Raw genomic sequence first — 22,864 nt, 5'->3', positions numbered from 1 at the left:
AGGGGGGCAAAGATCACAGGAGAAGGCGTTCACAGCCGGATCGGTCACTCCGCACCACGCGGAGCACATCGCGAACGCATAGCAGTCTCAGGGGGTTGAGCATGGCCGCACGGCCACTCGTGGCGCGGCAGCCGAACGAACGGCTGCAAGCGCTCATTCAGGAAGCCGGCTGTTCCAACGCCGGCCTGGCGCGCAGGGTCAACATGTGCGGCGCCGAGCACGGCCTGGACCTGCGGTACGACAAGACGTCCGTGGCCCGGTGGCTGCGCGGCCAGCAGCCGCGGGGCCGGGCGCCCGCCGTCATCGCCGAGGCCCTCGGCCGCAAGCTGGGCCGCACGGTCACGATCGACGAGATCGGCATGGCCAACGGCAAGAACCTCGCGTCCGGGGTGGGGCTGCAGTTCTCCCCGACCGTCCTCGGCGCGATCGAGCAGGTCTGCGAGCTGTGGCGCAGCGACGTCGGCCGCCGCGACTTCCTCAGCGGAACGTCGGTGGCGTCCTCGGCGCTCGTCGAGCCCAGCCGCGACTGGCTGATCACCGCCGCCGACCCGCAGGTCGCGCGGAGCGCGGGCGCGCGCGTGGGCCCGTCCGACGTCGAGGCCGTGCGGGCCACCACGGACGCGCTCGTGGAGCTCGACCACCGCTACGGCAGCGGGCACGTACGCCCCGTGGTGGTCCACTACCTCAACAGCGTCGTCTCCGGTCTGCTGGCCGGCTCGTACCGCGAGGCGGTAGGCCGCGACCTCTTCGCGGCCGTGTCGCGGCTGACGGAGCTGGCGGGCTACATGGCCGTCGACACCGGCCAGCCCGGGCTCGCCCAGCGCTACTACATCCAGGCGCTGCGCCTGGCCCAGGCCGCGGGCGACCGCGGTTACGGCGGCTACGTCCTGGCCGCCAGCATGAGCCACCTCGCCGCGTCCCTGGGCAACCCCAGGGAGATCGCGCAGCTCGCCAAGGCGGCCCAGGAGGGCGCGCGGGGGCATGTCACGCCCCGCGCCGAGGCGATGTTCTACGCGGCCGAGGCGCGCGGCCACGCGCTGCTCGGCGACGCGCGCGCCTGTCAGGTCGTCGCGAGCCGGGCCGTCTCCCGGCTCGAGGCCGCCGACAACGGCACCGACTCCGGCGACGACCCGCCGTGGATCCGTCACTTCGACCGGGCCTACCTCTCCGACGAGCTGGCCCACTGCCACCGCGACCTCGGCCAGGCCGAGCCCGCGCGGCGGCACGCGGAGGACGCGCTGGCCACCCACCCGACGGGCCGCGTGCGCCGCCGGGCCATCGACCTGCTGCTGCTCGCCACGGCCCATGTGCAGCAGCGCGAGGTGGAGGAGGCCTGCGCCACGGGCACCCGTGCCCTGGAGCTGCTGGGCACGCTGCGTTCCAACCGGGGTGCCGAGTATCTGGACGACTTCCGGCAGCGATTGGAGCCGTACCGGGACGAACCGGTCGTAAGGGAATTCGGGACGCGGATGGAGATGCAGGCGGCGTAGGGACGTGCCCCAGGCCCGGAGGCCCGGTCGGCGAAGACCGGACGGCTGCTCCGAGGCCTGGGGTGACCTGGGACGATCGTGCCGCGGACCGGGGTGAACGGGCGGTGCATGGCCGAGCGCCGGGGCGACCCGGTAGCGTGAGCGGCCGATTGCGTAAGTCCCGTTACAGCCTGAGGAGTCCCGGTGACGCAGAGCGGACAGGGGAACGAGCCGCAGCGCCCCGCGGCCCCGCCCGAGCCGCCCGCACGGCCCGCCGATCCGTGGTCCGGCACGCCCGCACCCGCCGCCCCCTGGGGCCCGGGCGCCCCGCTGCCTCCGGAGGCCCCTCCACTGTCGGCGGCCTCGCTGACCCCCGTGCATCCGGTTCCGCCCGTGCCCGCGATGCCGCCGGCGCCGCCGGTTCCGCCCAGCGGTGGGGGGATACCGGGTATACCCGGCATACGTGACATAGGGCCCGAATCCGCTTCCGAGGCCACGCAGTTGCTGCAGCCGCCGACGCCGAACGGGAATCCGGCCACCGGGGCGGGCCGGCCGGCCGCGCCCTCGGCGGACGCCGCGGCGACGGCGTTCCTCCCGCCCGTCGGCGACGCGCCCACCGGTCCCCCGACGTACGGCATCGCGACGTACGACTACGCGGCCTACGACAACCCCGCCTACGGCGACGCGTCGTACGGCGACGGCGGTACGGCCGCCCCCTACGGCAACGCCCCGTTCGGCGCCACGCCGCCGGCGGACGCCGCGGCCACGGCCCTCATTCCGCCGGTCGCCGGCACCGGCCCCGTCGGCCTCGGCGGCGACGCCGACGCGACCGCCTTCCTCCCGCCCGCCGGCGGCACCGTGACGCCGCGCCCCTTCGTCGTTCCGGAAGGCCGGGACGGACGGGCCGAGGAGAACGCCCCGGCGACGCAGTACCTGCCGCCCGTGGTCAACGAGGACGAGGTCCCGGCGCCCGCCCCCCGGGCCGCGGACGCCGAGGCGACGACGCTCCTGCCGTCGCTGAACACCCCGCCCGCCGGCCTCGGCGGCGACGCGGCCGCCACCACCGTCCTCCCGCCCGTGGGCGGCCCCGGCCCCGGCGACGCGGCCGCGACCACGCTCCTCCCGCCCGTGGGCGGCGCCGGGCGCGGCGACGCGGCGGCGACCACCGTCCTCCCGCCCGTCGGCGGCACCGACCTGCCCGCGCCTCCCGGGGGTGGGGCGCCCGGCATCGGGTCGCCCTTCGGAGTGATCTCCCAGTCGGGCGAGCGCCCACCGCCCGCCGAGTTCGACACGCTCTTCCGCGCCGCCGCTCCCACCCAGCAGCTGCCGCCCGTCCCGGCGTCCACGCCGGGCCCGGCGACGAGCCGCCGGCTGCCGAAGCCGCCGCGCTCCTCGGCCGCCGCCGCGCCCTCGCCGCACGGCGCCCAGGGCCCGCAGGGTCCACAGGGTCCGCACGGGCCCCACGCGCCTCGTTCCGGTCATGGCGGCCGGCCGCCCCAGCGGAAGAAGTCGCCCGCCATGCTGATCGTGGCCGTCGTCGCGGGCTGTGCGGTCGCCGGCCTCGGCGCGGGGGCGCTGCTCAGCGGCGGGGGAGGCGACGAGCCGCAGAAGGCCGCCGTCGCCAGCCCCGCCCCGTCCGCCCCCGCCACGGAGGCCACCACGCCGGCCCCGACGCCGAGCAAGCCCGCCAAGACCGCGGACCCGGCGATCGAGTCGCAGGCCAAGGCGCTGGACGCGCTGCTGAAGGACAGCAACAAGAGCCGTGACGCCGTGGTCAAGGCGGTCGACTCGATCAAGGTGTGCAAGGACCTCGACAAGTCCGAGTCCGCCCTGAAGGCGGCGGCGAAGGAGCGCAACGAGCTGCTCAAGCGCCTCGACAAGACCCCGACGGACAAGCTGCCGAACCATGACGACCTGACGAGCCAGCTGAAGAAGGCGTGGAAGTCGTCCGCCACCGCCGACAGCCGCTACGCGGACTGGTCGGACCAGGTGGAGGGCAAGAAGGGCTGCGTGAAGGGCCACGCCCGCCCCACCCGCGACAGCGCCGCCGGCGACAAGGCGAGCAGCGACGCCACCACCGCGAAGAAGAAGGCGGCGGACCTGTGGAACCCGATCGCGGGGGCGTACGGGCTGACCACGCACGAGTGGTCCCAGCTGTGACCGGACGGCGGTCGCGGGCGTCGTCGTGAAGTGCGTGAAGCGAGTCGTGAAGCGGGCCGTGAAGCGATCGGCCCCCGGGAGTCCCCCCACGGGCCCCCGGGAACCGGGCCCGAGCCTGTCTCCCGGCGGGGAACGGCCGGATGATCATCGCTGAACGGCCGGTGACGGCACGGTGAACAGCGCGGCCCGGATCCCGCCGCGTCACGGAACCCGGCGGGAACGTACGATCGATGGCTGTGCAGGGTTCAGAGAAGTCTTCCCGTCGCGGCCGCCGCTCGACCACCATGGACGGTATGCCGCTCAATGACATGCCGTGGTGGCGCTGGCGTACGAACGTGCGCTCGGCGCTGCACATGCTCTCGGACCCGGTCTTCCAGCAGGAGTGCTGGCTCGCGGGACGCGCGGGGTACGGAGATGTGACCGACGCCGTCTACCGGCTCGTCGAGGACTCCTGGCTGGACAACTGGTCGGCCGAGAAGTACGTCGGAACGGTGTTCCGGGACTCCGGCGAGGCCGCGCTGGTCGACGTCGCCGTGCTGCGGGTGCTGCGGATCATGCATCAGGTGGGCGCGGACGCGCCGGTCTCGGCGTACCTGGAGCACCACGGCTGGGCGGAGGCGGTACGGGCGGCCCGCGAGGCGCACGTCCGGCTGGCGGCGAACGACGGCGACGACGCGGACGCGGCACCGCGCTCGCTGGACGACCTGTCGCGGCTGACCCGGATCTGACCCGGCTGGGGTCATCCGGGGGCCGCGGATATGCGACGCTATTGGGCTATGGCCACCGAACAGCAAGCCCAGTACGTCCTCACCCTCTCCTGCCCGGACAAGCAGGGCATCGTGCACGCGGTGTCCAGCTATCTCTTCATGACCGGCTGCAACATCGAGGACAGTCGGCAGTTCGGCGACCGTGACACCGGCCTGTTCTTCATGCGCGTGCACTTCAGCGCCGAGGACCCGGTGACGCTGGAGAAGCTGCGCGCGAGCTTCGCGGCGATCGGCGACTCCTTCGGCATGGACTGGCAGATCCACCGGGCCGAGGAGAAGATGCGGATCGTGCTGATGGTGTCCAAGTTCGGGCACTGCCTCAACGACCTGCTCTTCCGTTCCCGGATCGGGGCGCTGCCGGTGGAGATCGCGGCGGTCGTCTCCAACCACACCGACTTCGCCGAGCTCGTCGGCTCGTACGGCGTCCCCTTCCACCACATTCCGGTGACGAAGGAGAACAAGGCGGAGTCCGAGGCGAGGCTTCTGGAGCTGGTGCAGGCCGAGAACGTCGAGCTCGTGGTGCTGGCCCGCTACATGCAGGTCCTCTCCGACGACCTCTGCAAGGCGCTCTCCGGCCGGATCATCAACATCCACCACTCCTTCCTGCCCAGCTTCAAGGGCGCCAAGCCGTACCACCAGGCGCACGCGCGTGGTGTGAAGCTGATCGGTGCGACCGCGCACTACGTCACCGCCGACCTCGACGAGGGCCCGATCATCGAGCAGGAGGTCGAGCGCGTCGGTCACGAGGTGACGCCCGAGCAGCTCGTGGCCATCGGCCGTGACGTGGAGTGCCAGGCGCTGGCGCGCGCGGTGAAGTGGCACAGCGAGCACCGCGTCCTGCTGAACGGCTCGCGGACGGTCGTCTTCGCGTAGTCGTCTTGGCGTGGCCGTCTTCGCGTAGTCGTCTTCGCGTGGCCGTCTTCGCGTAGTCGTCCTCGCGTGGCGAACGCGCGCCCCAGGCCCACGCGTCGCGCCCGGACCGCTACGGCCCGGGCGCCGCGCCCGGCGGGGGTGTCGTACCGCCGCGCGGCGACACGGACGCCCGCCGCCTCAGCGGGACGTCACATCCGCGACAGCGACGCCATCGCGTACAGGACGTCGCACACGGCCTGCGCGTCGCCGAGGGCGCCCGCTGCCGCCTCTTCCGGCGAAACGCGGCCCGAGGCCAGCCGGCAGAACTCGACGCCGTCCAAGGCCACATGGGCCACCTCTCCCTCGCGTGTGCCGACCGCCCCGGGGGAGTCGAGCGGGATGTACCAATGGCCGCCGCCGCGGCCCTCGACCTCGAGGTGCAGCGCGCGGCCGGGCGCGCCGGCCGCGACGAGCGTGCGGGCCGGCGGGGCCAGGCCCGCGCGGCGGCGGCCGGCGATGGCGAGGGGCAGCATCCGGGCCGCGAGGTCGATCATGTGGTGCAGGTCCGGCGAGGCGGGCGGCTGGTACGGATAGTCGACCGCCTCCGCGACGTCCTCGGCGTGCACCCAGCACTCGAAGGCCCGCTCCAGGAACGCGTCCCGCAGCGGCAGGCGGAAGGGCCCGTACTCCACGGGCGTGCCGGCCACCCGGTCGCCGGCGAAGGACGCGGTGCGTATCAGCGCACGGCCCTGGTGGCGCCAGGCGGAGTGGACCTCGCCGGACGTCGTCCGGCCGGACGCGTCCGCGGCCCAGCGGGCCGCCGTGCGCTCGTCGGGCGTGCCGGGGCCCTGCGGGTCGGCCAGGCCCAGCGCGCCCGCCACGATGCCGTCCACCGCCGCCAGATGGCTGATGACGGCGGCCACCGTGACCTCGCGCCCGACGGACCGCCGGCCCTTGAACCACGCGAGCCGCACCGGCGCCCGCCATTCCGCCTCGCCGATGTCGTGCAGCAGCGCGTCGAGCCGGGCGGTCTCCGCCTCGTAGGGACCGGCCCAGCCGGGGATCGGGATCCGGGCGGGGCGACGGCCGAGCGCGCCGGCCAGCACCCGGGAGCGCAGCGTGGGGTCGAGGTCGAGGCCGTCCTCGGGATGCAGCAGGGCGACCGCGTCGCGCAGCCGGACGGCCTCCTCCGCGCAGGGGGCGCAGTCGGTGAGGTGCTCCTCGACGGCCGCGGTCTCCTCGGGGGAGCAGGCGGCCAGCGCCCAGGCGCCGAGCAGGGACTTGAGCACGGGATGGGACCGCTCGGGCGCCCGCCGCGCCGGTGCTCCCGGCGCGGCCGGGGGCAGGCGCGCCGCGTCGTCGGCGGCAGCCCGCGGTGGCGGTATGCGCGCGGGACGTGCGGCGTCGTCGTCGGAGCCCGAGCCGGGTGAGGTGCTCATCGCACCGCCGCCCGGCCGCCCGGCGGCGAGACCGCGCGGGGCCCGTCGTGGGCGGTGGACAGCAGCTGTAAGCCCAGCCGGAGTCTGCGCCTGGCCTCGTCGTCCGTGACGCCGAGCCGGGCGGCGGCCTGGCGGTAGTCCAGGCGCCGGAAGTAGGCGAGGTCCAGGGCCGCCCGCAGGGGCGCGGGCATGGAGGTGACGATGTAGTCGGCGCGGGCCGCGGCGGACGCGGCACGGACCTTCTCCTCGACCTCCGTCGCCGGCCGCTCCCCGTCGTCCTGCGCCCGCCGCAGCCGGCTGACGGCGTGCCGGTGCGCGAGCCCGGCGATCCAGGAGCGGAGGGAGCCCTGGCGGGGGTCGTACTCGTCGGCGTGCTCCCAGGCGTGGGCGAAGACGTCGCGGGTGACGCGGTCGGCGCCGCCCTCGTCGCCCAGGACGCGGTGGGCGACGCCGTGCACGAGGGAGGCGAAACGGTCGTAGAGCTCGCCGAGCGCCGCGGCCTCACCGTGGGCGAGTCGCTGCTGCATTCTGCGGTCCCACCGCGGCGGTGCGTCGTTCGTCATGCCCGGCCCCCTCCGTACGTACTGCTGTACGCCCCTACCGCCGAATGTATCGGCCGGGTCCGACAGCGCACGAGCGTTTGGGGCGAAACCCGGTGAGCCTGTCGACGGCCTTCGCGGCGCATGGTATGGGAACCGTCACGCTGGGTCGATGCCGACGATCGGAGCCGATCGTACGTGCCCGAATGTGCCGATGTGTTATGCGGGTGTGACCGGATCTAGGAGGATTCGGCGTTCGAGCTGGGCATAGGCTCACCATGGGTCGGCTTGTACCGCGTCTGGGACCACGGTGTTTCATACGGCGCCCCACGGGGGAAGCGCCAGGCAGCCACACCGCGGAAGGGTCCATTCCATAGGAACGACAGACCGAGTGAAGGGGCTCGAGCGCGTGACGTTGAAGGTGTTGGAGCGCGAGCGGGGGGACTGGGCCGTGCTCCAGGTATCCGGTGAGATGGATCTGGTGACCTCACCCGCCGTCCGGCAGCATGTGCACGATGCCGTCGCGGACGGCCGGCGGAGTCTGGTGCTCGACCTCGGGGAAGTGCGGTTCTGCGACTCCAGCGGGGTGGGGGTGCTGATCGCCGCCCGCCGTCTGATGCGCTCGTGCCAGGGCCGGCTGCGGCTCATCCTGCCCGCCCAGGGCGCGGTCGAGGGCTCGCACGTCAACAGGGTGCTCGCGGCGCTGGGAGTGCGCAGGCTCTTCGAGGTCTACCCGGACATCGCCAGCGCGACCACGGATTCGGCGGACCCGCTCTCGGCCTGACCCGCGCCCGGCCCGGCGCCCCGGGCCGCTACTCGCGGGGCAGGCGCGCCCGTACGACGAACCCGCCCTCCGGCGTGGCATGCGCCTCCAGCGTGCCGCCCAGGCTCTGCGCCCGCTCGCGCAGCCCCACCAGACCGTGGCCGCCGCCCGGCAGTTCCGGCGCCGGAACGGCCGCGTCCGGCGGGCCGTTGCGGATCTCCACCACCAGCCCGGCGCCGGCCTCCTCGACGACCCGTACCGTCACCTTCGCTCCCGGCGCGTGCTTGCGCACATTGGTCAGCGCCTCCTGCACCGTACGGAAGGCCGCGCGCTCCACCGCCTCCGACCGCTCCGTCCCCGGGTCGGTGGCGTCCTCGAAGGCGACGTCCAGCGCGCTCAGCTCGATCAGCCGGGGCAGGTCGGCCAGGCGTGGCTGCGGGGTGAGTTCCTCGGTGTCGGCGCCGGCCGCGCGCAGGATGCCGACCATGTGGCGCAGTTCGTCCAGGGTGCGCACCGACAGTTCGCGGATGGTCCGGGCCCCGGCGCGGGCCTGGGTGTCCTCGGTGCTGATCTGCACCGCCCCTGCCTGCAGGCTGATCAGGCTGACCTGGTGGGCGACGACGTCGTGCATCTCGCGGGCCAGCCGGGCGCGTTCGGTGGCGAGGACGCGGTCGGCGAGCAGCCGGTCCTCGCGGGCGCGGCTGCGGGTCAGCTCCTCGAGGCGGTCGGCGAGCTCGCGCCGGGTGCGGGTGAGCAGGCCGAGGGCGATGGGGGTGGCCGCCACGACGAAGGCGTCGACGAGGTTGACGGCCATCTGGCGCCGGTCGTTGTGTGCCAGGTCCGAGACGGGGTACGGCACGAACTGCGCGGCCGCCATGAGCAGTCCCGTCGCCCCCAGCAGCCACCGGGCGGGCCGCCGGACGGCCACCGTGTACAGGGCGATCATGGGTGCGAGCCAGATGTAGGTCAGGTACATCCCCGGCAGGGTGGCCAGGAAGACGGTGGCGGGGAATCTTCGCCGCCACAGCAGCGCCACCGCCGCCAGCAGCGACAGCCACAGGTCCTTCCCGGGGGTGACGCCGTTGACCAGCAGCGCGTCCGTGGCCGCGAACAGCGCGGGCAGCGCGACGGCCGCCCAGGAGGGCAGCCAGGAGGGCAGGGTGGCGTGCCGGACGTTCACCGGCCGCTCCTCTCGCCCCGCGGCGCCCGCTGCGAGGCGACCAGGCCCGCGCGGTCGGCGACGATCGCCGCCTGCACGCGGTTGATGCCGCCCAGCTTGCCGAGCACGGCCCGGACGTGGTCCTTGACGGTGCTGGGCGCGAGCCCCATGCGTTCGGCGATCTGCGGGTTGGCCAGGCCCGCGCCCACCAGCGACAGCACCTCGCGCTCGCGCGGGGTCAGCGCCTGGATCGCCGAGGCGGCCGTGGTCTCGGCCTCGGCGGCCAGATAGCCGCCGATGACCGCGCGGGTCACGCCGGGGTCGAGGACGCTGCCGCCGGCGGCGAGGGTGCGCACGGCCCGTACGAGCTGCTCCGGGTCGGTGTCCTTGAGCAGGAAGCCGGCAGCGCCCCCGCGCAGCGCGGCGGCGAGGTACTCGTCGGCGTCGAACGTGGTGAGCATGGCCACGGCGGGCGGCCGCGCCAGGGCGCGCAGGCCCCGCAGGACGGTCAGGCCGTCGACGTCGGGCATCCGGATGTCGAGGAGCACGACGTCGGGAGCGCACCGCCGGACGGTGTCCACGGCCTCGCCGCCGCCGCAGTCCGCGACCACGTCGATGTCCGGGGCCGTGCCCAGGATCATCCGCAGCCCGGACCGGACGAGCTGTTCGTCGTCCACCACCGCAACACGGATCACCGATCGCTACCTCTTCTTCCCTGTTCCGCCCGGGGCCGCGACCGGCCCCTGGCCCCTCCAGCCTGCCGCACCGGCGGAGAAAAGCGGAGCTGAGTACTCCACCCATGGGCAGGGCGACCCCCGCCGACCGGCGGGGGTCGGCCTGGACTCACGGTGGATTCCATTCGGGTGATCCGACCGGCAGAGTGCTGTCCATGCTGCACCATGCGGGGGCCGGCCCCCGGATTCCGGCCCGAGCGCGGCGCGCCCGCGCGCTCGTGGCGGCCGGCGTCTGCACCGCCGCCCTCGCGACCGGATGCGGCACCCCGTCGCAGGCCGCCGCGCCCCCCACACGCGGCGGCCTGTCCGTCTCCTACCAGGCCCCCCGCGGCGGCGACGCCGACGAGCGGTCCTTCCTGCGCACGCGCGGGCTGGCCGAGAAGGTCGTGGAGGACCTGGGCAAGGCCGTGCGGCTGCCCGCCCGGGTGGAGATCGTCGGACGCTCCTGCGCGAAGGACGAGACGCCCGAGTACGACCCGGAGAGCGGGCGGATCGCGCTCTGCTACGGCTTCATCCACGAGGTCCGCTCGATGTTCGAGGCCGACGGCGACGCCGACCCGCAGGGGCGGACGGCCGGCGTCGTCACCGAGACGCTCTACCACGAGGCGGCCCACGCCCTCATCGACAAACTGAACCTGCCGTTCACCGGCCGCGAGGAGGACGTGGCCGACCAGTTCGCCGCGTACCGCCTGCTGCGGCAGGGCACCGGCGGGCGCGCCGCGCTGCTGGCCGCCGCCGACAACTACGACCAGTACGCGCGCGAGAGCGACCCGGCGGACTCGGACCCCTCCGACGAGCACGCCCCCGACGCCGTCCGCAGCGCCAACTACCGCTGCTACCTCTACGGCTCCACGCCCCGGCAGGACCGGGCGAAGGAGCGCCGTCGGCTCGTCGACGGCAAGCGGCTCACCAAGGAGCGGGCCGAGCTGTGCGAGGAGGAGCACCGGAGCCTGCGGCGCGGCTGGGAACAGCTCCTCGCGCCCTACAAAGCCGACCGCTGACCGGCCCCCGTGAGGGGAGGGCCGGTCAGCGGTCCCATCCGCCGCGTGCCTCGGACGCGCCTTACGGCCGCGGCCAGGGCGGCGGCGCCGTCGGCGCCGGGCCCAGTGTCGTGGTGCCGGGCGCGGCCCGGTGGCCCAGTCCCGTGCGGTAGGCGTCCAGGGCCGCCTCCGTGCGCCCCGTGCGCCGCAGCAGGTCGCCCAGCAGCCGGCACAGGTCCGCGAGGTCGCCGGCGGCTCCCGTGCGCTCCAGCAGGGACAGGGCGGCGCAGTAGTGCTCCTCGGCGGCCTCGGTGTCCGCGCGCTCCTCGGCGATGAGCCCCAGCAGGCGGTGCGCGCCGCCCGCGTGGACCGCGCCGCGCTCGGCGCCCAGCGCGGTGGGGGACAGCAGCGGGCGCAGCAGCTCCTCCGCCTCGGCGGCCTTGCCCCGGCGCCGCAGCACGTCCGCCAGCTCCACCTCGACCTGCACGGTGAACAGGGCGGCGCGCTTGGACGCCAGCATGTCGCGGGCGGTGCGCAGTTCGTTCTCGGCCTTGCGCAGGTTGCCGTCCTGGGCGTGGACGTAACCGCGCATCCAGTGGCAGTGGGCCAGTTCGGTCCGTATGTGCAGCTGCTGGTAGAGCTCCTGGGCCTTGGCCAGGGAGGCGTCGGCGTCGGCGATGCGGCCCTCGGCGATCAGCGTGCGGGCGACACCCCGGTGCATCCCGGCGACGAGGGCGGGGTTGTCCACCTGGGGTGCCAGGGCGAGCGCCAGCTCCGCGGCGTGCGCGGCACGCGCGTGTGCTCCCATGTCCATGTAGGGGGCGATGGAGGCGGTGTAGAGCAGGAGCAGGGCGTCGGGGTCGTGCATGCCGGAGGCGTTCAGCTCGTCGACGGCCGTCTCCAGCAGATAGCAGGCGTAGCGCAGTTCGCCGGCCAGGAGGTGGGCGGTGGCCCGTCCGCGCAGGGCCGGGACGCGGCGCGGCAGCGGCTGGCCGGCGAGCAGGCCCTCGGCCTCGGCGAAGAGGTCGCGGGCGTCGGTGAGGTCACCGGTCTCCAGGGCGCAGTCGCCGAGCCCGAGGAGGGCGGTGAACCGCTCGCCCACGAGCTCCAGGGCCGCCGCCTCGTCGCGCAGGGCGCGGAAGAGCGCGGCGGCGTCCTCGGCGTCGCCGGTGGCCAGGGTGCGCCGGGCGTCGGTCAGCCGCAGCCGCAGCTCGGTGGCCAGGTGCGGGGGGCGGCCGGTGGCGAGCTCCTCCACGGTGATGCCCAGGCGCCCCGCGAGATGCCGCAGGGCGGTCTCGGAGGGCCGGACCCGGCCGGCCTCCAGGGTGGAGACGTAGGCGGCCGTGTAGGCGGGCTCCGCCAGTTGTTTCTGGGTCAGTCCCTTTTCGGTACGCAGCCGCAGGACGCGGCGGCCGATGTCGGAGGGCTCGTCCGCCCGTATGCCGTGGGTGCTGTTCTCGGCCACTTCCGCCCCTCGGTACATTGCGCCGTGATTCAAGCCGTTGGGTAAATCTGCTTACGTGAGGATGTAACCGTGTCATCCGTGCCGAAGTTGCCCGGGGTCACCCGGGTGGGGGACGAGACCGTCACCTTCCGACAGCCTGGCCTCGTCCTGACCGACCGCTTCTTCGACGTCCCGCTCGACCACGCCGACCCCGGGGGCGAGCGCATCCGCCTCTACGGCCGCGAGGTCGTCGCCGCCGGCCGCGCGCACGAGGACCTGCCCTGGCTGGTCTATCTGCAGGGCGGCCCCGGCTTCCCCGCCGGGCGGCCCGTGGGCCGCGAGAACTGGCTCGACCGCGCGCTGGAGGAGTACCGCGTGCTGCTCCTCGACCAGCGCGGCACCGGCCGCTCCACGCCCGCCACCCGGCAGACGCTGCCGCTGCGCGGCACCCCGGAGCGCCAGGCCGACTACCTCACCCGCTTCCGCGCCGACTCCATCGTCCGCGACTGCGAGTACATCCGCCCCCGCCTCACCGGCGGCCGGCCCTGGACCGTTCTCGGGCAGAGCTTCGGCGGCTTCTGCGCGGTCACCTACCTCTCGCTCGCGCCGGAGGGGCTGGAGCGGGTGCTGATCACCGGCGGCCTGCCCTCCCTGGACGCCGACGCGGACGCCGTCTACCGCGCCGCCTATCCGCGCATGGAGCGCAAGTGCCTCGCGCACTACGCCCGTTACCCCGGCGACGAGGAGGCGGCCCGGCGCATCGCCGAGCACCTCGCCGAACGGGAGGAGACCCTGCCGGACGGCTCCCTGCTGACCGTCGAGGCCTTCCAGCAGCTGGGCATCCTGCTGGGCACGGGGGACGGCTCGCACCGGCTGCACTACCTCCTGGAGGACGCGTTCGTTCCCACGCCCGGCGGGCCGCGTCTGTCCGACGCGTTCGGCGAACAGGCCGCGGCGGTGCTCTCGCGCGCCGCCAGCCCTCTGTACACCATCCTCCATGAGGCCATCTATGCCCAGGACGGCCGGGCGACGCACTGGTCGGCGGAGCGGATACGGTCGGAATTCCCGCAGTTCGAACGTCACTTCGAGCCCGGTGGCCGCTTCCTCTTCACCGGCGAGACCGTCCACCCCTGGATGCTGCGCACCCAGCCGGCCCTGCGCCCGCTGCGCCGCACCGCCGAGGTCCTCGCCGAACGCACCGACTGGGCGCCGCTGTACGACGCCGGGCGCCTGGCCGGCACCACCGTGCCCGTCGCGGCCGCCGTCTACCACGACGACCTGTACGTCGACACCGCGCACTCGCTGCGCACGGCGGGCTCCGTCGCGGGCCTGCGGACGTGGGTCACGGACGAGTACGAGCACGACGGCCTGCGCGCGGGCGGCCGCATGGTGCTGGACCGGCTGCTGCGGCTCGTGAACGACGAGGCGTAAGACGCCGCTTCGGCAACACCACACACCTCAGCCATTGTCATGAACCTCCCGAGCCTCTACGTTGAGCGGCACCTTAACGCGACTTAACTCGCCACTTGAGTGGCGGGTTTCGGTTTCGGGAGGAACCCCCCATGCACAGACGAATATCCGTCGCGGCAGGCGTGGCCGCCCTGGTCATGCTCGCCGCCGCCAACGGCGCCTCGGCGGCCGGTCCGACAGTCGGCCGGCCGCCGCAGCCCAAACCCACCCAACGGGTGGAGTACTTCCCCGAGCCCGACGGCCATCCACGGCACACCACCGTCCCCGCCCCCAGCGGCCCGCCCCGCTCCCTGCGTCCCTGGACCAAGGGCGACGGCGAGGTGACGTCCATCGTCGACAACGGCCCGGTGGGCACCAAGCTCGACGTCGTCTTCATCGGCGACGGCTACACCGCCACCCAGCAGGACGCCTTCCACGCGGCCGTCCGCACCAAGTGGGCGAAGATGTCGGCGGTCGAGCCCTACGCCTCCTACCGCGGCCTCTTCAATAACAGCCTGCCTTTGTATATGACGCTCTGACCTGCGGAAACGCGTATGACTCGGCCGCGGCAGCTCCCCGGAAGGGGTAGCCAGCCGCGGCCGAGGCATGTCTCAGGTCTGCGTGGGTCACTGTGCCGAGCGGTGGGCGGCCCAGAGTTGCGCGGCGTCGAGCATGCGCTGCGTCCACGGGTCGGGGGTGTCGCCGGCGATCTCCTCCCACATGTTCGCGTTGGCGGCGGCGAACGCGTTGATCCCTGTCTGCGAGGCGGTGTGCCAGGCAGGGACTCGCGCCGCCCATGCCTCGGCGGACTCCGGGGAGTGTCCACCGGCGGCCATGAGCCAGATCACCCAGTACCCGGCGTCGAGCCATGGCGCCCCGCGGGTAGCCCATCCCCAGTCGACGAGCAGGGCCCGCTCGTCGTCGACGATGACGTTCTCGTTGTTCAGGTCGGTGTGGAGCAGGGCGGGGCCGGCGAAGAGCTCGGCGTGCGACGGGCGGGCGACGTAGGCGTGCAGCCGCTGCTCGGCGCGGCGGAGCTCGATGTCAGGGCAGGGTGTTTCGCTGAGGCGGCGCAGGAGGTCGGCGACCTTGGGTAGGTCGGGGGAGTCGGGGGAGTAGTCGGCGTGGTGGCCGTCGAGGGCCTCGAAGGCGATCAGGTCCCACCCTGTGGTTTCGAGGCGCCAGAGGAGCGCGGGCGCGATCCCGCGGAGGTACGGGGCGATCTCGGCCTCGCGCTGCTGTGTCCATGCCCAGCGGTGATCGCCTCGGAGTCCCTTGACGTGGCAGGTGCCGTTCGTGGAGTGGATGCGGGCGGAGATGGCGCTGTTGAAGCCGGCTGCGATGGTCTCGATCTTGAGTAGGGGGCCGGTGTGCTGCTCGACTGCTGTCTGCACGGCGGCGGGTAGGTCTTCGAAGGTGATTCGGGTGGTGGGCAAGGTGTCTCCTGACGACGAGCGGGCCCCACAGCGTATGAACGCTGTGGGGCCCGTTCAGGGTGTTGTCGGTTACCGGTACGGGTTGTCGTCGTTGCAGCCGGGGGTTGAGCCGGCGGCGATGGTCTCGATGTCGGCGACCATGACGACGCCGGCCGGCTCGGGGGCAGGCTGTCGGTTGGGGGCCGGCGCGAGGGTGAGCGTGGGCGGCCCGGTCGTGATCTCCACTGGTACAGCGGTCATGCTGTCTCCTTAGTCGCCGTGTTGGCAGTAGGTGTTCAGTGGTGCCTCCGCCTCCTGGTAGGCACGGGCGAGCGGTCGGCAGACTCGGCATGTGGCCGAAAGCTTGCACCCGTTACAGCCACCGGTGCGGAGCATCTGGGCGTCTGCGATAGCGGGCAAACGCGTGAGTCCGTCGAGCCCCTCGACCATGAGGGGAATCGGGTGTTCGCGACCGACTTTGCACATGGTCGCGTAGCCCTTGGGATCGACGTGAAAGAACGTGTGGCCGGCTGGGCATCCGCTGAAAATGGCGGTCTTGTCGAGGTACTCCGGGGCCTGCGTGGCGAGGGGGTCGGGGCCGCCGGTATAGGTCGGGGAGATGTTGGAGAACTCGTTGTGCGCGACGGCGTACTGCTCGGCTAGGGCGCGCATTTGGGGGACCTCGTCGGCGCTGTACTTCGTGATGATCAGGGTCATCTCGATGGGGATGCCGGCGGCGCGTGCTGCGTCGAGTCCGCGGATGGTGTTCTTGAACGAGCCTTTGGTGCGGGTGAGCCCGTCGAAGGATTCGGGCGTGGCGCCGTAGAGAGAGACGGTCACCTTGTGCGGGGGCATGTCCGCGAGGAGCTCGACGTGCCGGTGCAGCCTCGATCCGTTGGTAAGGATCTCGATCAACATGCCGGCGCGGTAGGCGTGGCGGTAGGCGTCGGGGAACCCTGGGTCGATGAGGGGCTCGCCCCCGGTGATCTGGAGCCAGAGCACGCCGGCGTCGCGCAGCATGTCGAGTAGGCGGATCTTATCGGCGGGTGTGAGCCCGTCGAAGGGGCGTGATTCGAGGAAGCAGTGTTCGCAGTTGAAGTTACAGCCCTTGTTGATCTCCCAGGTGGCGCGGCTGTACCCGAGGGTCGTCTCGGGGCGAACGACGAGGACGCGGTCGCTGCGCTCGCCGGCGAGGTTGAGTCCCCATGCCCCTCGGGCGGCGTCGACGAGCCATGGGGGGACGTCGAGGGCGGCGTCGACGGCCGCGGCGAGCTCGCGGTAGTAGCGGCTGGGGATCTGGAGTCCGGCCCGTGCGCCGGGGTGGGCTACGAGGTACTTCTCTTCCTGGGGACTCGCGATGACTGAGTGCATGGGTCCTCCGGGGTCGGGGAGGGGTCAGTCTCGTACCGGGCGTCTGTGGGGCGGTAGGGCGGTTTTCGGCGGGCGGCGTCGGCGGGCCGAGAGTGCTAGGCGGGTACGGCGTTGATGCGGAGCCCGTTACGGAGGTAGGGGGAGCCGGTGCCGGCGGCGCAGGCGGTTACGGCGGCGTTGAGGCATCGCCGGTGATAGGCGGTGATGCCCACTTCGTAGTACTGGAGGTTGACGAAGCGCCATGCGGTGACGTCATCGGGGAGCCCGGGGGCACCGAGGGCCTCGCATTCCGCGGGGGTGAGTTTCCCGCAGTAGAAAATGAAGTCGAGCCGGTCGTTGTCATCGCTGAGGCGGATCGGCTCCATGTGGTCGACGAGCAGGATCGGGCCGGGCCGCCTGTCGAGTCCGAGGCGGCGGAGGTGGTAGGCAGCGGGGTCCACGGCGGGCTCGTCAAGGGCGGTGACACCGCCGGGGAGTTCGAGTTTCCCGTTCGGGCGAGTCACCATGAGGGGGTGGCCCTTTTCGTTGGTGACGAACGCGTGCCCGAAGATTTGCCGACCGCCGTTTGTTGCCATCTGCCCTGTGCACTCCCTTGCGCGGTGGGGGGAGGCTCTCTCCCCCCTGCGAGGAGGGTGAGGGGGGAGAGAGCTTCGGGGGTACTCCCGCTCAACTCTCAGTCACTGCACGGGAGTTGCACCGGAGCGCCGGACGCGGTCTCGCCTGTCGTCCGCCCGACGCGGCGGTGCAGAGGGAGAACGTAGCGCCGCTCAAGCCTCGGTGCAATAGTGCACCGGAAAACAAGTGCACCGGCATATGCCAAAAGCCCCCCACCTGCGGAGATGGGGGGCTCTCGGGTGTGGAAGATCGCTAGATCAGGTGGTCGAACTCTCCGGCCTTGACTCCGAGAATGAAAGCTCGCCACTTGGCGGGAGTGGTGGACACGATCACTTCGGGGTCGTCGCTTTCCCGGATCACGACCTTACCGTCGAGCTTCCCCGCTTCCACGCATTCATCTCTATCGCCAGAGAAAGACGACTTCTTCCACGTTACTTCCGACATCTCCATGCCTTCACAGTTGATTTGCGATGCTGCGGATAAAATCCCTTGACTCCTTGGGAGTAAGGGCAGTCTTTTTGGCGTATCTCAGAATGCTCCGGTAGTTCTCCAAGTGCGCTTCGGCATCGAGAAATAGCGAGCCGTGGGCAGTGTCGATCTGAACCGTATCGAGCTTAGAGACGGCGCCCTCGGCAAAAGTCGCAGAGGTGTTCGCGCCCGGGAACGATCCGGCGGCGAAGGGGATCACGCGAACGGTGACTCCCTCATGGCTGCTGACATCGATCAGCCTGTCGAGCTGTCGACGCTGCCCGTCTACGCCAGCATGAAGCATCCGTAGGGCGCACTCATGGATCACGAAGGTGCAGGGAGTTGCCGGAGTTCTCTGCATGACGCACTTCCGTTGCATCCGGAACGATACGCGACGCTCAACATCTATTGAGGAGAGTGGTGGAACCGTGTTCAGGAATAGACTCCGCGCATATTCTTCGGTCTGGAGAAGTCCCGGGATGTACGCGAGCTGAAGAACCGTCAAGCTGGAAGCGTTGTATTCCAGCTCTGCAAGATCGAGCGTGCTCGGGGAGAGTGTTCCCCGGTACTCCTCCCACCATCCCTTACCCCGTTCGTCCGCCATGGCAACAAGAGCGTCAACGTACTTGCTGTCGGGGCATGAGTAGATGCGCGCAAAGGTCCGGATCCTTTCCGGGCTCAACCCGAGGCGGCCCGCCTCCGTGTTGCTGATGCGTGTACGGTCGGCGCCCAGCTCGCGGCCAGCGTCCAGGGGCGAGAGGCCGGCCTGCTCGCGCATCCTCCGCAGCTCGGCGCCGAGCCTTTGCTGCCTTCCTGTCGGTGCCGTCCTTGGTGGCATGCCGCTCCTCCCCTGGTCTGGTGCGGACAGTCTCGCGCGTGACCTTCCGCAGGGTCTAGCCGGTGCACATTTTCACCGAGGAGGTTGCATCGATTCCCGATGCCGCCCTATGGTCCTGACAGCACCGCGCAGCACGCCGGGAAGACCCGAAGTGCAGCTGCCGCGCGCCCAGTTGAGGGCGCCCCGGGGGCGGCCGAGCCACGGACGGCGTGAGGTGCGCGGCTACGACGGATGGGAGACGCCCCATGAGTACAGCCACGCTCAGCAGTCCCCGCACCACCAATAGCAATGACCAGGGTGAGCTCTACTGCATCGCCGTACCGGCCACCCGATCGGCGGTCCGGGTCGCACGTGAGTCCGTGCAAGCGATCCTGCGCCCCTACCCCGAGCTGATCGACGACGCGTGTGTCTGCATCTCTGATGCGATTGCGTTCACCCTCGCCGAGATGCCCGAACACCCGACTGTCACCGTGACCGTTTGGTTTCGTCGTGCGTACGTGGCCTTCGTGATCGAGGACGGCGACGGCCCTTCGCACGCCCTGTACCACCTGACGCCGAAGAACATTGCCGACGCGCCCATGCTGGCGATCACCCGACAGACGGCGATCTACCTCGGCGTTTGCCGAGTGTGGGACGGTCACCGACGAGCCACGCGCGTCTACCTCGAACTACCCATCGAGGGGCAGGTGCCCGCGTGATCAAGCCCCAGCGATTCAGCCTGAGTCATATCGGCTGGCGTACCAACCGCGTGCTGTGGCTCTACTTCGACACGCGCCTGATGGTCGAGCTGAAACCGCAGCTCGCCCGTGAACTGACCTACGAGCTCGCCGAGTACGTCGGCCTTGATGTCGCCCCCGCCGAGCCGCGCCTCGCGCGCGCAGCACGGCGCTTACGGTCGCTCCTGCGCCGGCGCCCCCTCCCCATCAGCAGCGGGAGGGCGAACCGTGCATGTCGTTGACCCTGGACGCGTGGTCGTCGGCGCCGTCGTACTGGCGGTGTCCGTCCTCGGCCTGCTGCTGTTCCTGCTCTGGTGGCTCTTACCGAACCCCCGCCGCGGCTTCACCCCGCCCCCGATCGGTAGCCCCGGAAAGCGGTACCGCTGCTACTGCTACGAGGACCCGATCACGGTCACTGTCCTCGCCTCGATCGAGGACGAACGGAAGTTCACTGCCCGAGGCCGTCGACAACGTCGACACGCCCGACGAGTGCGCCGCCCATGGCGCCGCATCCGTTCTGCACCGCCCGGCCACAAGGGGGGCGGTATAGGACCGGGGAGACTCCCGCGCCGGTTGCCGCAGAGGCACCCCGCCCGGTGAATCCCCGACGCAGGGCCCGGTCGACAGCCGCCGACCGGGCCCTGCCTCGTGCCCACCAACGACAAAAGCGCGCCCCTGGTGCCGGCACAAGGCCGGCACCAGGGGCGCATCTGCGTGTCAGTGGGAGATCGTCTGCCAGAGGGACAGGAGGAGCGCTGCGAGCGCGACCAGGGCGGCCACGCTGGGCAGGGGCCAGCGGGCCCGTTCGAGCTCGTCAACGCGCGCATCGAGGTCGCCGAGCCGGCCGTCGGTCTGGTCGCTGCGCTGGACGAGGAGCGCGAGCTGCCCGTCGAGGCGAGCGAAACCGACCTCGACGGACCGGTGCAGCCGCTCCAGTTCGAGGGCGACCGGGGTCGGGTCGGGCGGGGGAGTGGTCATCGGCCCTCGTCCCGCGGGCGGTTGAGCGCGCGCAGCTCGGCGTCGCGGTCGGGGGCGGTGCGCAGCCATCCGGGCATGAGCGCCTGGACGCCGGGCAGGGCCATCACGCGGGCGAGGCCACCGGCCACGGCCAGGGCGCCGGCGACCCAGGGCAGGGCGCGGGGGATGCCAGCGGCGTCGACGATGGCAGGCAGCAGCACGGCCAGGGCGACGGCCGTCTGCACCACGGTGCGGATGGTCCGGCGGGATGCATCAGTCATGAGTCGAGTCCCTTTCGGAGCAAGATCAAAAAACTCGAGGTTTTTTCGGGGAGAGGTTTTAGACCTTGGGGACGCGGAGCGCATCCCAGGTGACGCGGCCGGGCCACCCGTCGGCGTCGCTGCCGGAGAACCCCTGCGCACGCTGCCACCGGGCGTAGCTGCGGAGGTCAGCGACGGTCCACTGCGGGCCGGGGCCCGCGGAGTAAACGCTGCACCCCTCGTCGACGAGCCGGCGACCCATCGCGGTCACGATCGGCGAGTCGGGGTACGACCGGAAGAAGTCGCGGCCGGGGAACGGCTCGAACTCCGGGGCCGGCACGGGCTTGCCGGGCGCGTGGCCGAGGCGGCGGTCGATCCGCTCGCGCATCGTCTGCATGCTGAAGCCACGCGGGTCGATCTTCTGATCGGTCCATTCCTTGTGACCGATCACGGACGCGGCCGACCACCCGTAGACGCGGCAGATCGCGGCGCCGACGCGCTCGATGGCGTCGAGCTGCTCGGACGGCCAGGGGTCGGAGCCGTTGCCGAGGTTGACGCACTCGAAGCCGTAGAAGTGGGCGTTGCCGTCGGTGTCGGAGCCGGAGGGGTCCGGGGTGGCGCGCTCGTCGATGACGGCGTCGAGTACATCGCCGTCGCCGCTCCCGGCGTGGTTGGCGCGGCCGGCCGAGATCAGGTAGACCGTGCCGTTCTTCGCAATCACGCCGTGGCACAGCGGGCCGGGCAGCTCGGCGTACCCGTCGACGCACAGCTCGACCGAGCTATCGGTGCCGCTCGATGCCGTGTGGTGGATGACCACGCCGTTGATCGGGCCCCAGCCGGCGCCGCGGTTGCCGCGGTCGTGGGTGCGCCATGAGCCGTAGGGGATGACGTTGACGCCCTCGTCGCGCAGGGCGTCGAGCAGGGCGTCGGGGGAAAGGGGTGCAGCCATGCGAATGTCTCCAGACATGAGGAACGCCCCGGCGTGGCGCGCGGGGCGGATGGTTGTTGCGGGTAGTGAGGGTCAGCCGATGGCGGCCCAATAGCAGGTGCTCGCCTCGGTCATGTCGGCGAGCGTGAGCGCGGCGGGCAGGTTGGTAAGGGCGGTGGATGAGGTCTGAAGCCACCGGTAGACGCCGGTGGTGTCCGCTACCCGGGCGCCCGACGTCGTCGCCGTCGCGTTCCAATTCGTTGCGGCGAGGAACGGCACGGCGTTGGTGCCTGTTCCCTTGATCAGCAGGGCCACGTAGTAACTACCCGCAGCGAGGCTGACGGACGCCGTCAGGCTGAAGGATGCCGGTTGTCCGCCGATGTTGTGTGTCTCGGGGAGCGACGCAGCAGCGTTGGCCGTGGTCGCTACCCGCTTCAAATCCTTGTCGTAGATGCCCAGGTACGCGGCCGTGACCGTCGAGTTCGGTTTGTCGTAGCCCATGACGTGTACCGAGACGCGATTGATCGTCGCAGCCGTGCGGAGCGGGACGCCCACCAGGTACAGGCGGCCGGCCTCGGAGGGAGGGTCACCGGGGGTACGGGACGAGGTGGCGAGATCGTACGCCCACGCGCGGTGTCCGTAGTCCTCCGGCATCCACGTGCCGGGCAGCGTCGCGGACACGGCCGGTAGCTGCGCCGCGGGCACCTTCCCGTCGGCGCCGAGGGCCGCGACACCTCCCGCCGCGCCGCGGGCCGTGGTGGCGAGGGCACCGACCTGCGCCGCGGTGTGCGTGTGCGTAGCCGGTGCTGCTCCGACCGCGGCGGCGTCGAGCTGCACCCGGCCGACGAAGCCGTTGACCGACTCGACCGCGCCCCCGCCGGACGCGGCGGGGAGCTGCGCGGCAGGTACGCGGCCGTCGGTCCCGAGGGTGGCCACGCCGCCGGCGGCGCCGGCTGCGGTGGTGGGGATGGCGCCGACGTGGGTCGCGGTGAGGGTGACCACCGGGGTGGAGATGCCGTTGACGGACTGGACGACGCCGGGCTGACCCTGCGGGCCGGCGGGCCCGCGGTCGCCTTGCGGGCCGGTCGCGCCGCGGGGGCCGACCAGGGACGCGAGCCAGTCCGCGGGGGCGCCGGAGAATCCGGCGGCGACGGCGACCTCGTACGCGGACTGTCCGCGCTCGCCCTGGTCCCCCTTCGGGCCGATCACCGGGACGTAGTTCGGTTTGGTGGGGTCGGTGGGTGCGGCGTCGGCCAAGTCGACGTGTGGCTCCCGTGCTGGCAGCAGCAGTTGATACGTGCGGCCGGCCGGGATGCCGGACAGTGCCTCGGTGACGGTCCAGCTCCACCCCGACGGATCCATGCCGGGCGCGTCGGTCGCGGGGAGGACGACGGCGATCTGTCCCTGCGCGTCGAGCTGCGCGACGACGGGGCCGCCGAGGATCACGTCGGCCGCGGGGAACGTGAGCTGAGCGGGCGGGCGAAAGGTGACGCTCCCGGAGAGGGGGCGGCCGTCGGGGGCGAGGAAACGTCCGCTTACGG

25 protein-coding genes are annotated in these 22,864 nt (G+C 72.1%); 10 read left to right on the top strand and 15 right to left on the bottom strand.

The features are described 5' to 3' along the window. The first annotated feature begins 101 nt into the window (after positions 1–101). The 4 genes from AB4K12_RS22405 (at position 102) to purU (ending at position 5,269) form a co-directional block, all read left to right on the top strand. Positions 102–1,490, top strand: a complete 1,389-nt coding sequence (locus tag AB4K12_RS22405; RefSeq protein WP_368435899.1) for a transcriptional regulator — start codon at positions 102–104, stop codon at positions 1,488–1,490. Positions 1,491–1,673: 183 nt separating this feature from the next. Then, complete coding sequence (locus AB4K12_RS22400; RefSeq protein WP_368435898.1) at positions 1,674–3,629, top strand: hypothetical protein; 1,956 nt, start codon at positions 1,674–1,676, stop codon at positions 3,627–3,629. A gap of 230 nt (positions 3,630–3,859) precedes the next feature. Next, positions 3,860–4,357, top strand: a complete 498-nt coding sequence (locus AB4K12_RS22395; protein ID WP_086572942.1) for a hypothetical protein — start codon at positions 3,860–3,862, stop codon at positions 4,355–4,357. A gap of 48 nt (positions 4,358–4,405) precedes the next feature. Next, positions 4,406–5,269: a formyltetrahydrofolate deformylase gene (purU, locus tag AB4K12_RS22390; RefSeq protein WP_368435897.1), complete on the top strand. Its 864-nt coding sequence runs from the start codon at positions 4,406–4,408 to the stop codon at positions 5,267–5,269. 188 nt (positions 5,270–5,457) lie between these two features. On the opposite strand, the gene AB4K12_RS22385 is transcribed toward purU, so the two are convergent. Both AB4K12_RS22385 and AB4K12_RS22380 read right to left on the bottom strand, forming a co-directional pair. Next, entirely contained in the window at positions 5,458–6,687 is a 1,230-nt protein-coding gene (locus AB4K12_RS22385) for a maleylpyruvate isomerase N-terminal domain-containing protein (protein WP_368435896.1), read from the bottom strand. Next, positions 6,684–7,250, bottom strand: a complete 567-nt coding sequence (locus AB4K12_RS22380) for a sigma-70 family RNA polymerase sigma factor (RefSeq protein ID WP_086572939.1) — start codon at positions 7,248–7,250, stop codon at positions 6,684–6,686. Before AB4K12_RS22380 ends, AB4K12_RS22385 begins: the two co-directional genes overlap by 4 nt. Positions 7,251–7,635: 385 nt before the next feature. On the opposite strand from AB4K12_RS22380, the gene AB4K12_RS22375 reads away from it, so the two are divergent. Next, positions 7,636–8,010, top strand: a complete 375-nt coding sequence (locus AB4K12_RS22375; protein WP_086572946.1) for an STAS domain-containing protein — start codon at positions 7,636–7,638, stop codon at positions 8,008–8,010. Positions 8,011–8,038: 28 nt separating this feature from the next. On the opposite strand, the gene AB4K12_RS22370 is transcribed toward AB4K12_RS22375, so the two are convergent. After that, a complete protein-coding gene (locus AB4K12_RS22370) occupies positions 8,039–9,169 on the bottom strand; it encodes a sensor histidine kinase (protein WP_368435895.1) in 1,131 nt (376 codons plus the stop codon). Then, positions 9,166–9,843 (bottom strand): response regulator, encoded by a 678-nt coding sequence (locus AB4K12_RS22365; protein ID WP_368435894.1) that lies wholly within the window; start codon positions 9,841–9,843, stop codon positions 9,166–9,168. Before AB4K12_RS22365 ends, AB4K12_RS22370 begins: the two co-directional genes overlap by 4 nt. 194 nt (positions 9,844–10,037) lie before the next feature. Here AB4K12_RS22365 and AB4K12_RS22360 point away from each other — a divergent pair, with 194 nt between their 5' ends. Next, positions 10,038–10,883: a DUF4344 domain-containing metallopeptidase gene (locus AB4K12_RS22360; protein ID WP_368435893.1), complete on the top strand. Its 846-nt coding sequence runs from the start codon at positions 10,038–10,040 to the stop codon at positions 10,881–10,883. A 61-nt stretch (positions 10,884–10,944) separates the two neighbouring features. Here AB4K12_RS22360 and AB4K12_RS22355 read toward each other — a convergent pair whose 3' ends face one another. Beyond that, positions 10,945–12,327, bottom strand: coding sequence for a helix-turn-helix domain-containing protein (locus AB4K12_RS22355; protein WP_368435892.1), 1,383 nt, complete (start codon positions 12,325–12,327; stop codon positions 10,945–10,947). Positions 12,328–12,405: 78 nt separating this feature from the next. Here AB4K12_RS22355 and AB4K12_RS22350 point away from each other — a divergent pair, with 78 nt between their 5' ends. Both AB4K12_RS22350 and AB4K12_RS22345 read left to right on the top strand, forming a co-directional pair. Then, positions 12,406–13,737 (top strand): alpha/beta fold hydrolase, encoded by a 1,332-nt coding sequence (locus AB4K12_RS22350; protein ID WP_368435891.1) that lies wholly within the window; start codon positions 12,406–12,408, stop codon positions 13,735–13,737. Positions 13,738–13,868: 131 nt separating this feature from the next. Beyond that, positions 13,869–14,294 carry a M64 family metallopeptidase gene (locus tag AB4K12_RS22345; protein ID WP_368435890.1) on the top strand — a complete coding sequence of 142 codons (426 nt, stop codon included), beginning with the start codon at positions 13,869–13,871 and terminating at the stop codon, positions 14,292–14,294. An 87-nt stretch (positions 14,295–14,381) separates the two neighbouring features. On the opposite strand, the gene AB4K12_RS22340 is transcribed toward AB4K12_RS22345, so the two are convergent. The 6 genes from AB4K12_RS22340 to AB4K12_RS22315 all read right to left on the bottom strand — a co-directional run bounded on the left by AB4K12_RS22340 (position 14,382) and on the right by AB4K12_RS22315 (position 18,462). Continuing rightward, positions 14,382–15,191, bottom strand: a complete 810-nt coding sequence (locus AB4K12_RS22340) for an aminoglycoside phosphotransferase (RefSeq protein WP_368435889.1) — start codon at positions 15,189–15,191, stop codon at positions 14,382–14,384. 69 nt (positions 15,192–15,260) lie between these two features. Then, positions 15,261–15,431, bottom strand: coding sequence for a hypothetical protein (locus AB4K12_RS22335; protein WP_368435888.1), 171 nt, complete (start codon positions 15,429–15,431; stop codon positions 15,261–15,263). A 9-nt stretch (positions 15,432–15,440) separates the two neighbouring features. Beyond that, on the bottom strand, positions 15,441–16,541 hold the full coding sequence (locus AB4K12_RS22330; RefSeq protein ID WP_368435887.1) for a radical SAM protein: 1,101 nt from the start codon (positions 16,539–16,541) through the stop codon (positions 15,441–15,443). A gap of 95 nt (positions 16,542–16,636) precedes the next feature. Next, positions 16,637–17,047: a hypothetical protein gene (locus tag AB4K12_RS22325; RefSeq protein WP_368435886.1), complete on the bottom strand. Its 411-nt coding sequence runs from the start codon at positions 17,045–17,047 to the stop codon at positions 16,637–16,639. 361 nt (positions 17,048–17,408) lie between these two features. Continuing rightward, positions 17,409–17,606 carry a DUF397 domain-containing protein gene (locus AB4K12_RS22320; RefSeq protein ID WP_368435885.1) on the bottom strand — a complete coding sequence of 66 codons (198 nt, stop codon included), beginning with the start codon at positions 17,604–17,606 and terminating at the stop codon, positions 17,409–17,411. A gap of 4 nt (positions 17,607–17,610) precedes the next feature. Then, positions 17,611–18,462, bottom strand: coding sequence for a helix-turn-helix domain-containing protein (locus AB4K12_RS22315; RefSeq protein ID WP_368435884.1), 852 nt, complete (start codon positions 18,460–18,462; stop codon positions 17,611–17,613). 245 nt (positions 18,463–18,707) lie between these two features. On the opposite strand from AB4K12_RS22315, the gene AB4K12_RS22310 reads away from it, so the two are divergent. Together AB4K12_RS22310 and AB4K12_RS22305 are read left to right on the top strand one after the other, a co-directional pair. Then, entirely contained in the window at positions 18,708–19,160 is a 453-nt protein-coding gene (locus AB4K12_RS22310; RefSeq protein ID WP_368435883.1) for a hypothetical protein, read from the top strand. Then, positions 19,157–19,420, top strand: a complete 264-nt coding sequence (locus tag AB4K12_RS22305) for a hypothetical protein (RefSeq protein WP_368435882.1) — start codon at positions 19,157–19,159, stop codon at positions 19,418–19,420. Before AB4K12_RS22310 ends, AB4K12_RS22305 begins: the two co-directional genes overlap by 4 nt. A gap of 475 nt (positions 19,421–19,895) precedes the next feature. On the opposite strand, the gene AB4K12_RS22300 is transcribed toward AB4K12_RS22305, so the two are convergent. The 4 genes from AB4K12_RS22300 to AB4K12_RS22285 form a co-directional block, all read right to left on the bottom strand. Further along, complete coding sequence (locus AB4K12_RS22300; RefSeq protein ID WP_368435881.1) at positions 19,896–20,156, bottom strand: hypothetical protein; 261 nt, start codon at positions 20,154–20,156, stop codon at positions 19,896–19,898. Continuing rightward, complete coding sequence (locus AB4K12_RS22295) at positions 20,153–20,416, bottom strand: hypothetical protein (RefSeq protein ID WP_368435880.1); 264 nt, start codon at positions 20,414–20,416, stop codon at positions 20,153–20,155. Before AB4K12_RS22295 ends, AB4K12_RS22300 begins: the two co-directional genes overlap by 4 nt. A gap of 58 nt (positions 20,417–20,474) precedes the next feature. Next, complete coding sequence (locus AB4K12_RS22290) at positions 20,475–21,344, bottom strand: peptidoglycan-binding protein (protein WP_368435879.1); 870 nt, start codon at positions 21,342–21,344, stop codon at positions 20,475–20,477. Between the two features lie 72 nt (positions 21,345–21,416). Continuing rightward, positions 21,417–22,769, bottom strand: a complete 1,353-nt coding sequence (locus tag AB4K12_RS22285; protein WP_368435877.1) for a collagen-like protein — start codon at positions 22,767–22,769, stop codon at positions 21,417–21,419. Positions 22,770–22,864 lie beyond the last annotated feature (95 nt).

Origin of the sequence: Streptomyces sp. C36 (genome assembly GCF_040932295.1) — a bacterium.
In the GTDB taxonomy this organism is placed as follows: domain Bacteria; phylum Actinomycetota; class Actinomycetes; order Streptomycetales; family Streptomycetaceae; genus Streptomyces; species Streptomyces triculaminicus.
This window is presented reverse-complemented; position numbering and strand designations above follow the sequence as displayed.

Bases quoted from the DNA above. Each gene is read 5' to 3' on its own strand.
- AB4K12_RS22405 (WP_368435899.1), top strand. From the start codon at position 102: ATGGCCGCACGGCCACTCGTGGCGCGGCAGCCGAACGAACGGCTGCAA.
- AB4K12_RS22395 (WP_086572942.1), top strand. From the start codon at position 3,860: ATGGCTGTGCAGGGTTCAGAGAAGTCTTCCCGTCGCGGCCGCCGCTCG.
- purU (WP_368435897.1), top strand. From the start codon at position 4,406: ATGGCCACCGAACAGCAAGCCCAGTACGTCCTCACCCTCTCCTGCCCG.
- AB4K12_RS22385 (WP_368435896.1), bottom strand. From the start codon at position 6,687: ATGAGCACCTCACCCGGCTCGGGCTCCGACGACGACGCCGCACGTCCC.
- AB4K12_RS22380 (WP_086572939.1), bottom strand. From the start codon at position 7,250: ATGACGAACGACGCACCGCCGCGGTGGGACCGCAGAATGCAGCAGCGA.
- AB4K12_RS22360 (WP_368435893.1), top strand. From the start codon at position 10,038: ATGCTGCACCATGCGGGGGCCGGCCCCCGGATTCCGGCCCGAGCGCGG.
- AB4K12_RS22345 (WP_368435890.1), top strand. From the start codon at position 13,869: ATGCACAGACGAATATCCGTCGCGGCAGGCGTGGCCGCCCTGGTCATG.
- AB4K12_RS22335 (WP_368435888.1), bottom strand. From the start codon at position 15,431: ATGACCGCTGTACCAGTGGAGATCACGACCGGGCCGCCCACGCTCACC.
- AB4K12_RS22330 (WP_368435887.1), bottom strand. From the start codon at position 16,541: ATGCACTCAGTCATCGCGAGTCCCCAGGAAGAGAAGTACCTCGTAGCC.
- AB4K12_RS22325 (WP_368435886.1), bottom strand. From the start codon at position 17,047: ATGGTGACTCGCCCGAACGGGAAACTCGAACTCCCCGGCGGTGTCACC.
- AB4K12_RS22320 (WP_368435885.1), bottom strand. From the start codon at position 17,606: ATGGAGATGTCGGAAGTAACGTGGAAGAAGTCGTCTTTCTCTGGCGAT.
- AB4K12_RS22315 (WP_368435884.1), bottom strand. From the start codon at position 18,462: ATGCCACCAAGGACGGCACCGACAGGAAGGCAGCAAAGGCTCGGCGCC.
- AB4K12_RS22310 (WP_368435883.1), top strand. From the start codon at position 18,708: ATGAGTACAGCCACGCTCAGCAGTCCCCGCACCACCAATAGCAATGAC.
- AB4K12_RS22300 (WP_368435881.1), bottom strand. From the start codon at position 20,156: ATGACCACTCCCCCGCCCGACCCGACCCCGGTCGCCCTCGAACTGGAG.
- AB4K12_RS22295 (WP_368435880.1), bottom strand. From the start codon at position 20,416: ATGACTGATGCATCCCGCCGGACCATCCGCACCGTGGTGCAGACGGCC.
- AB4K12_RS22290 (WP_368435879.1), bottom strand. From the start codon at position 21,344: ATGGCTGCACCCCTTTCCCCCGACGCCCTGCTCGACGCCCTGCGCGAC.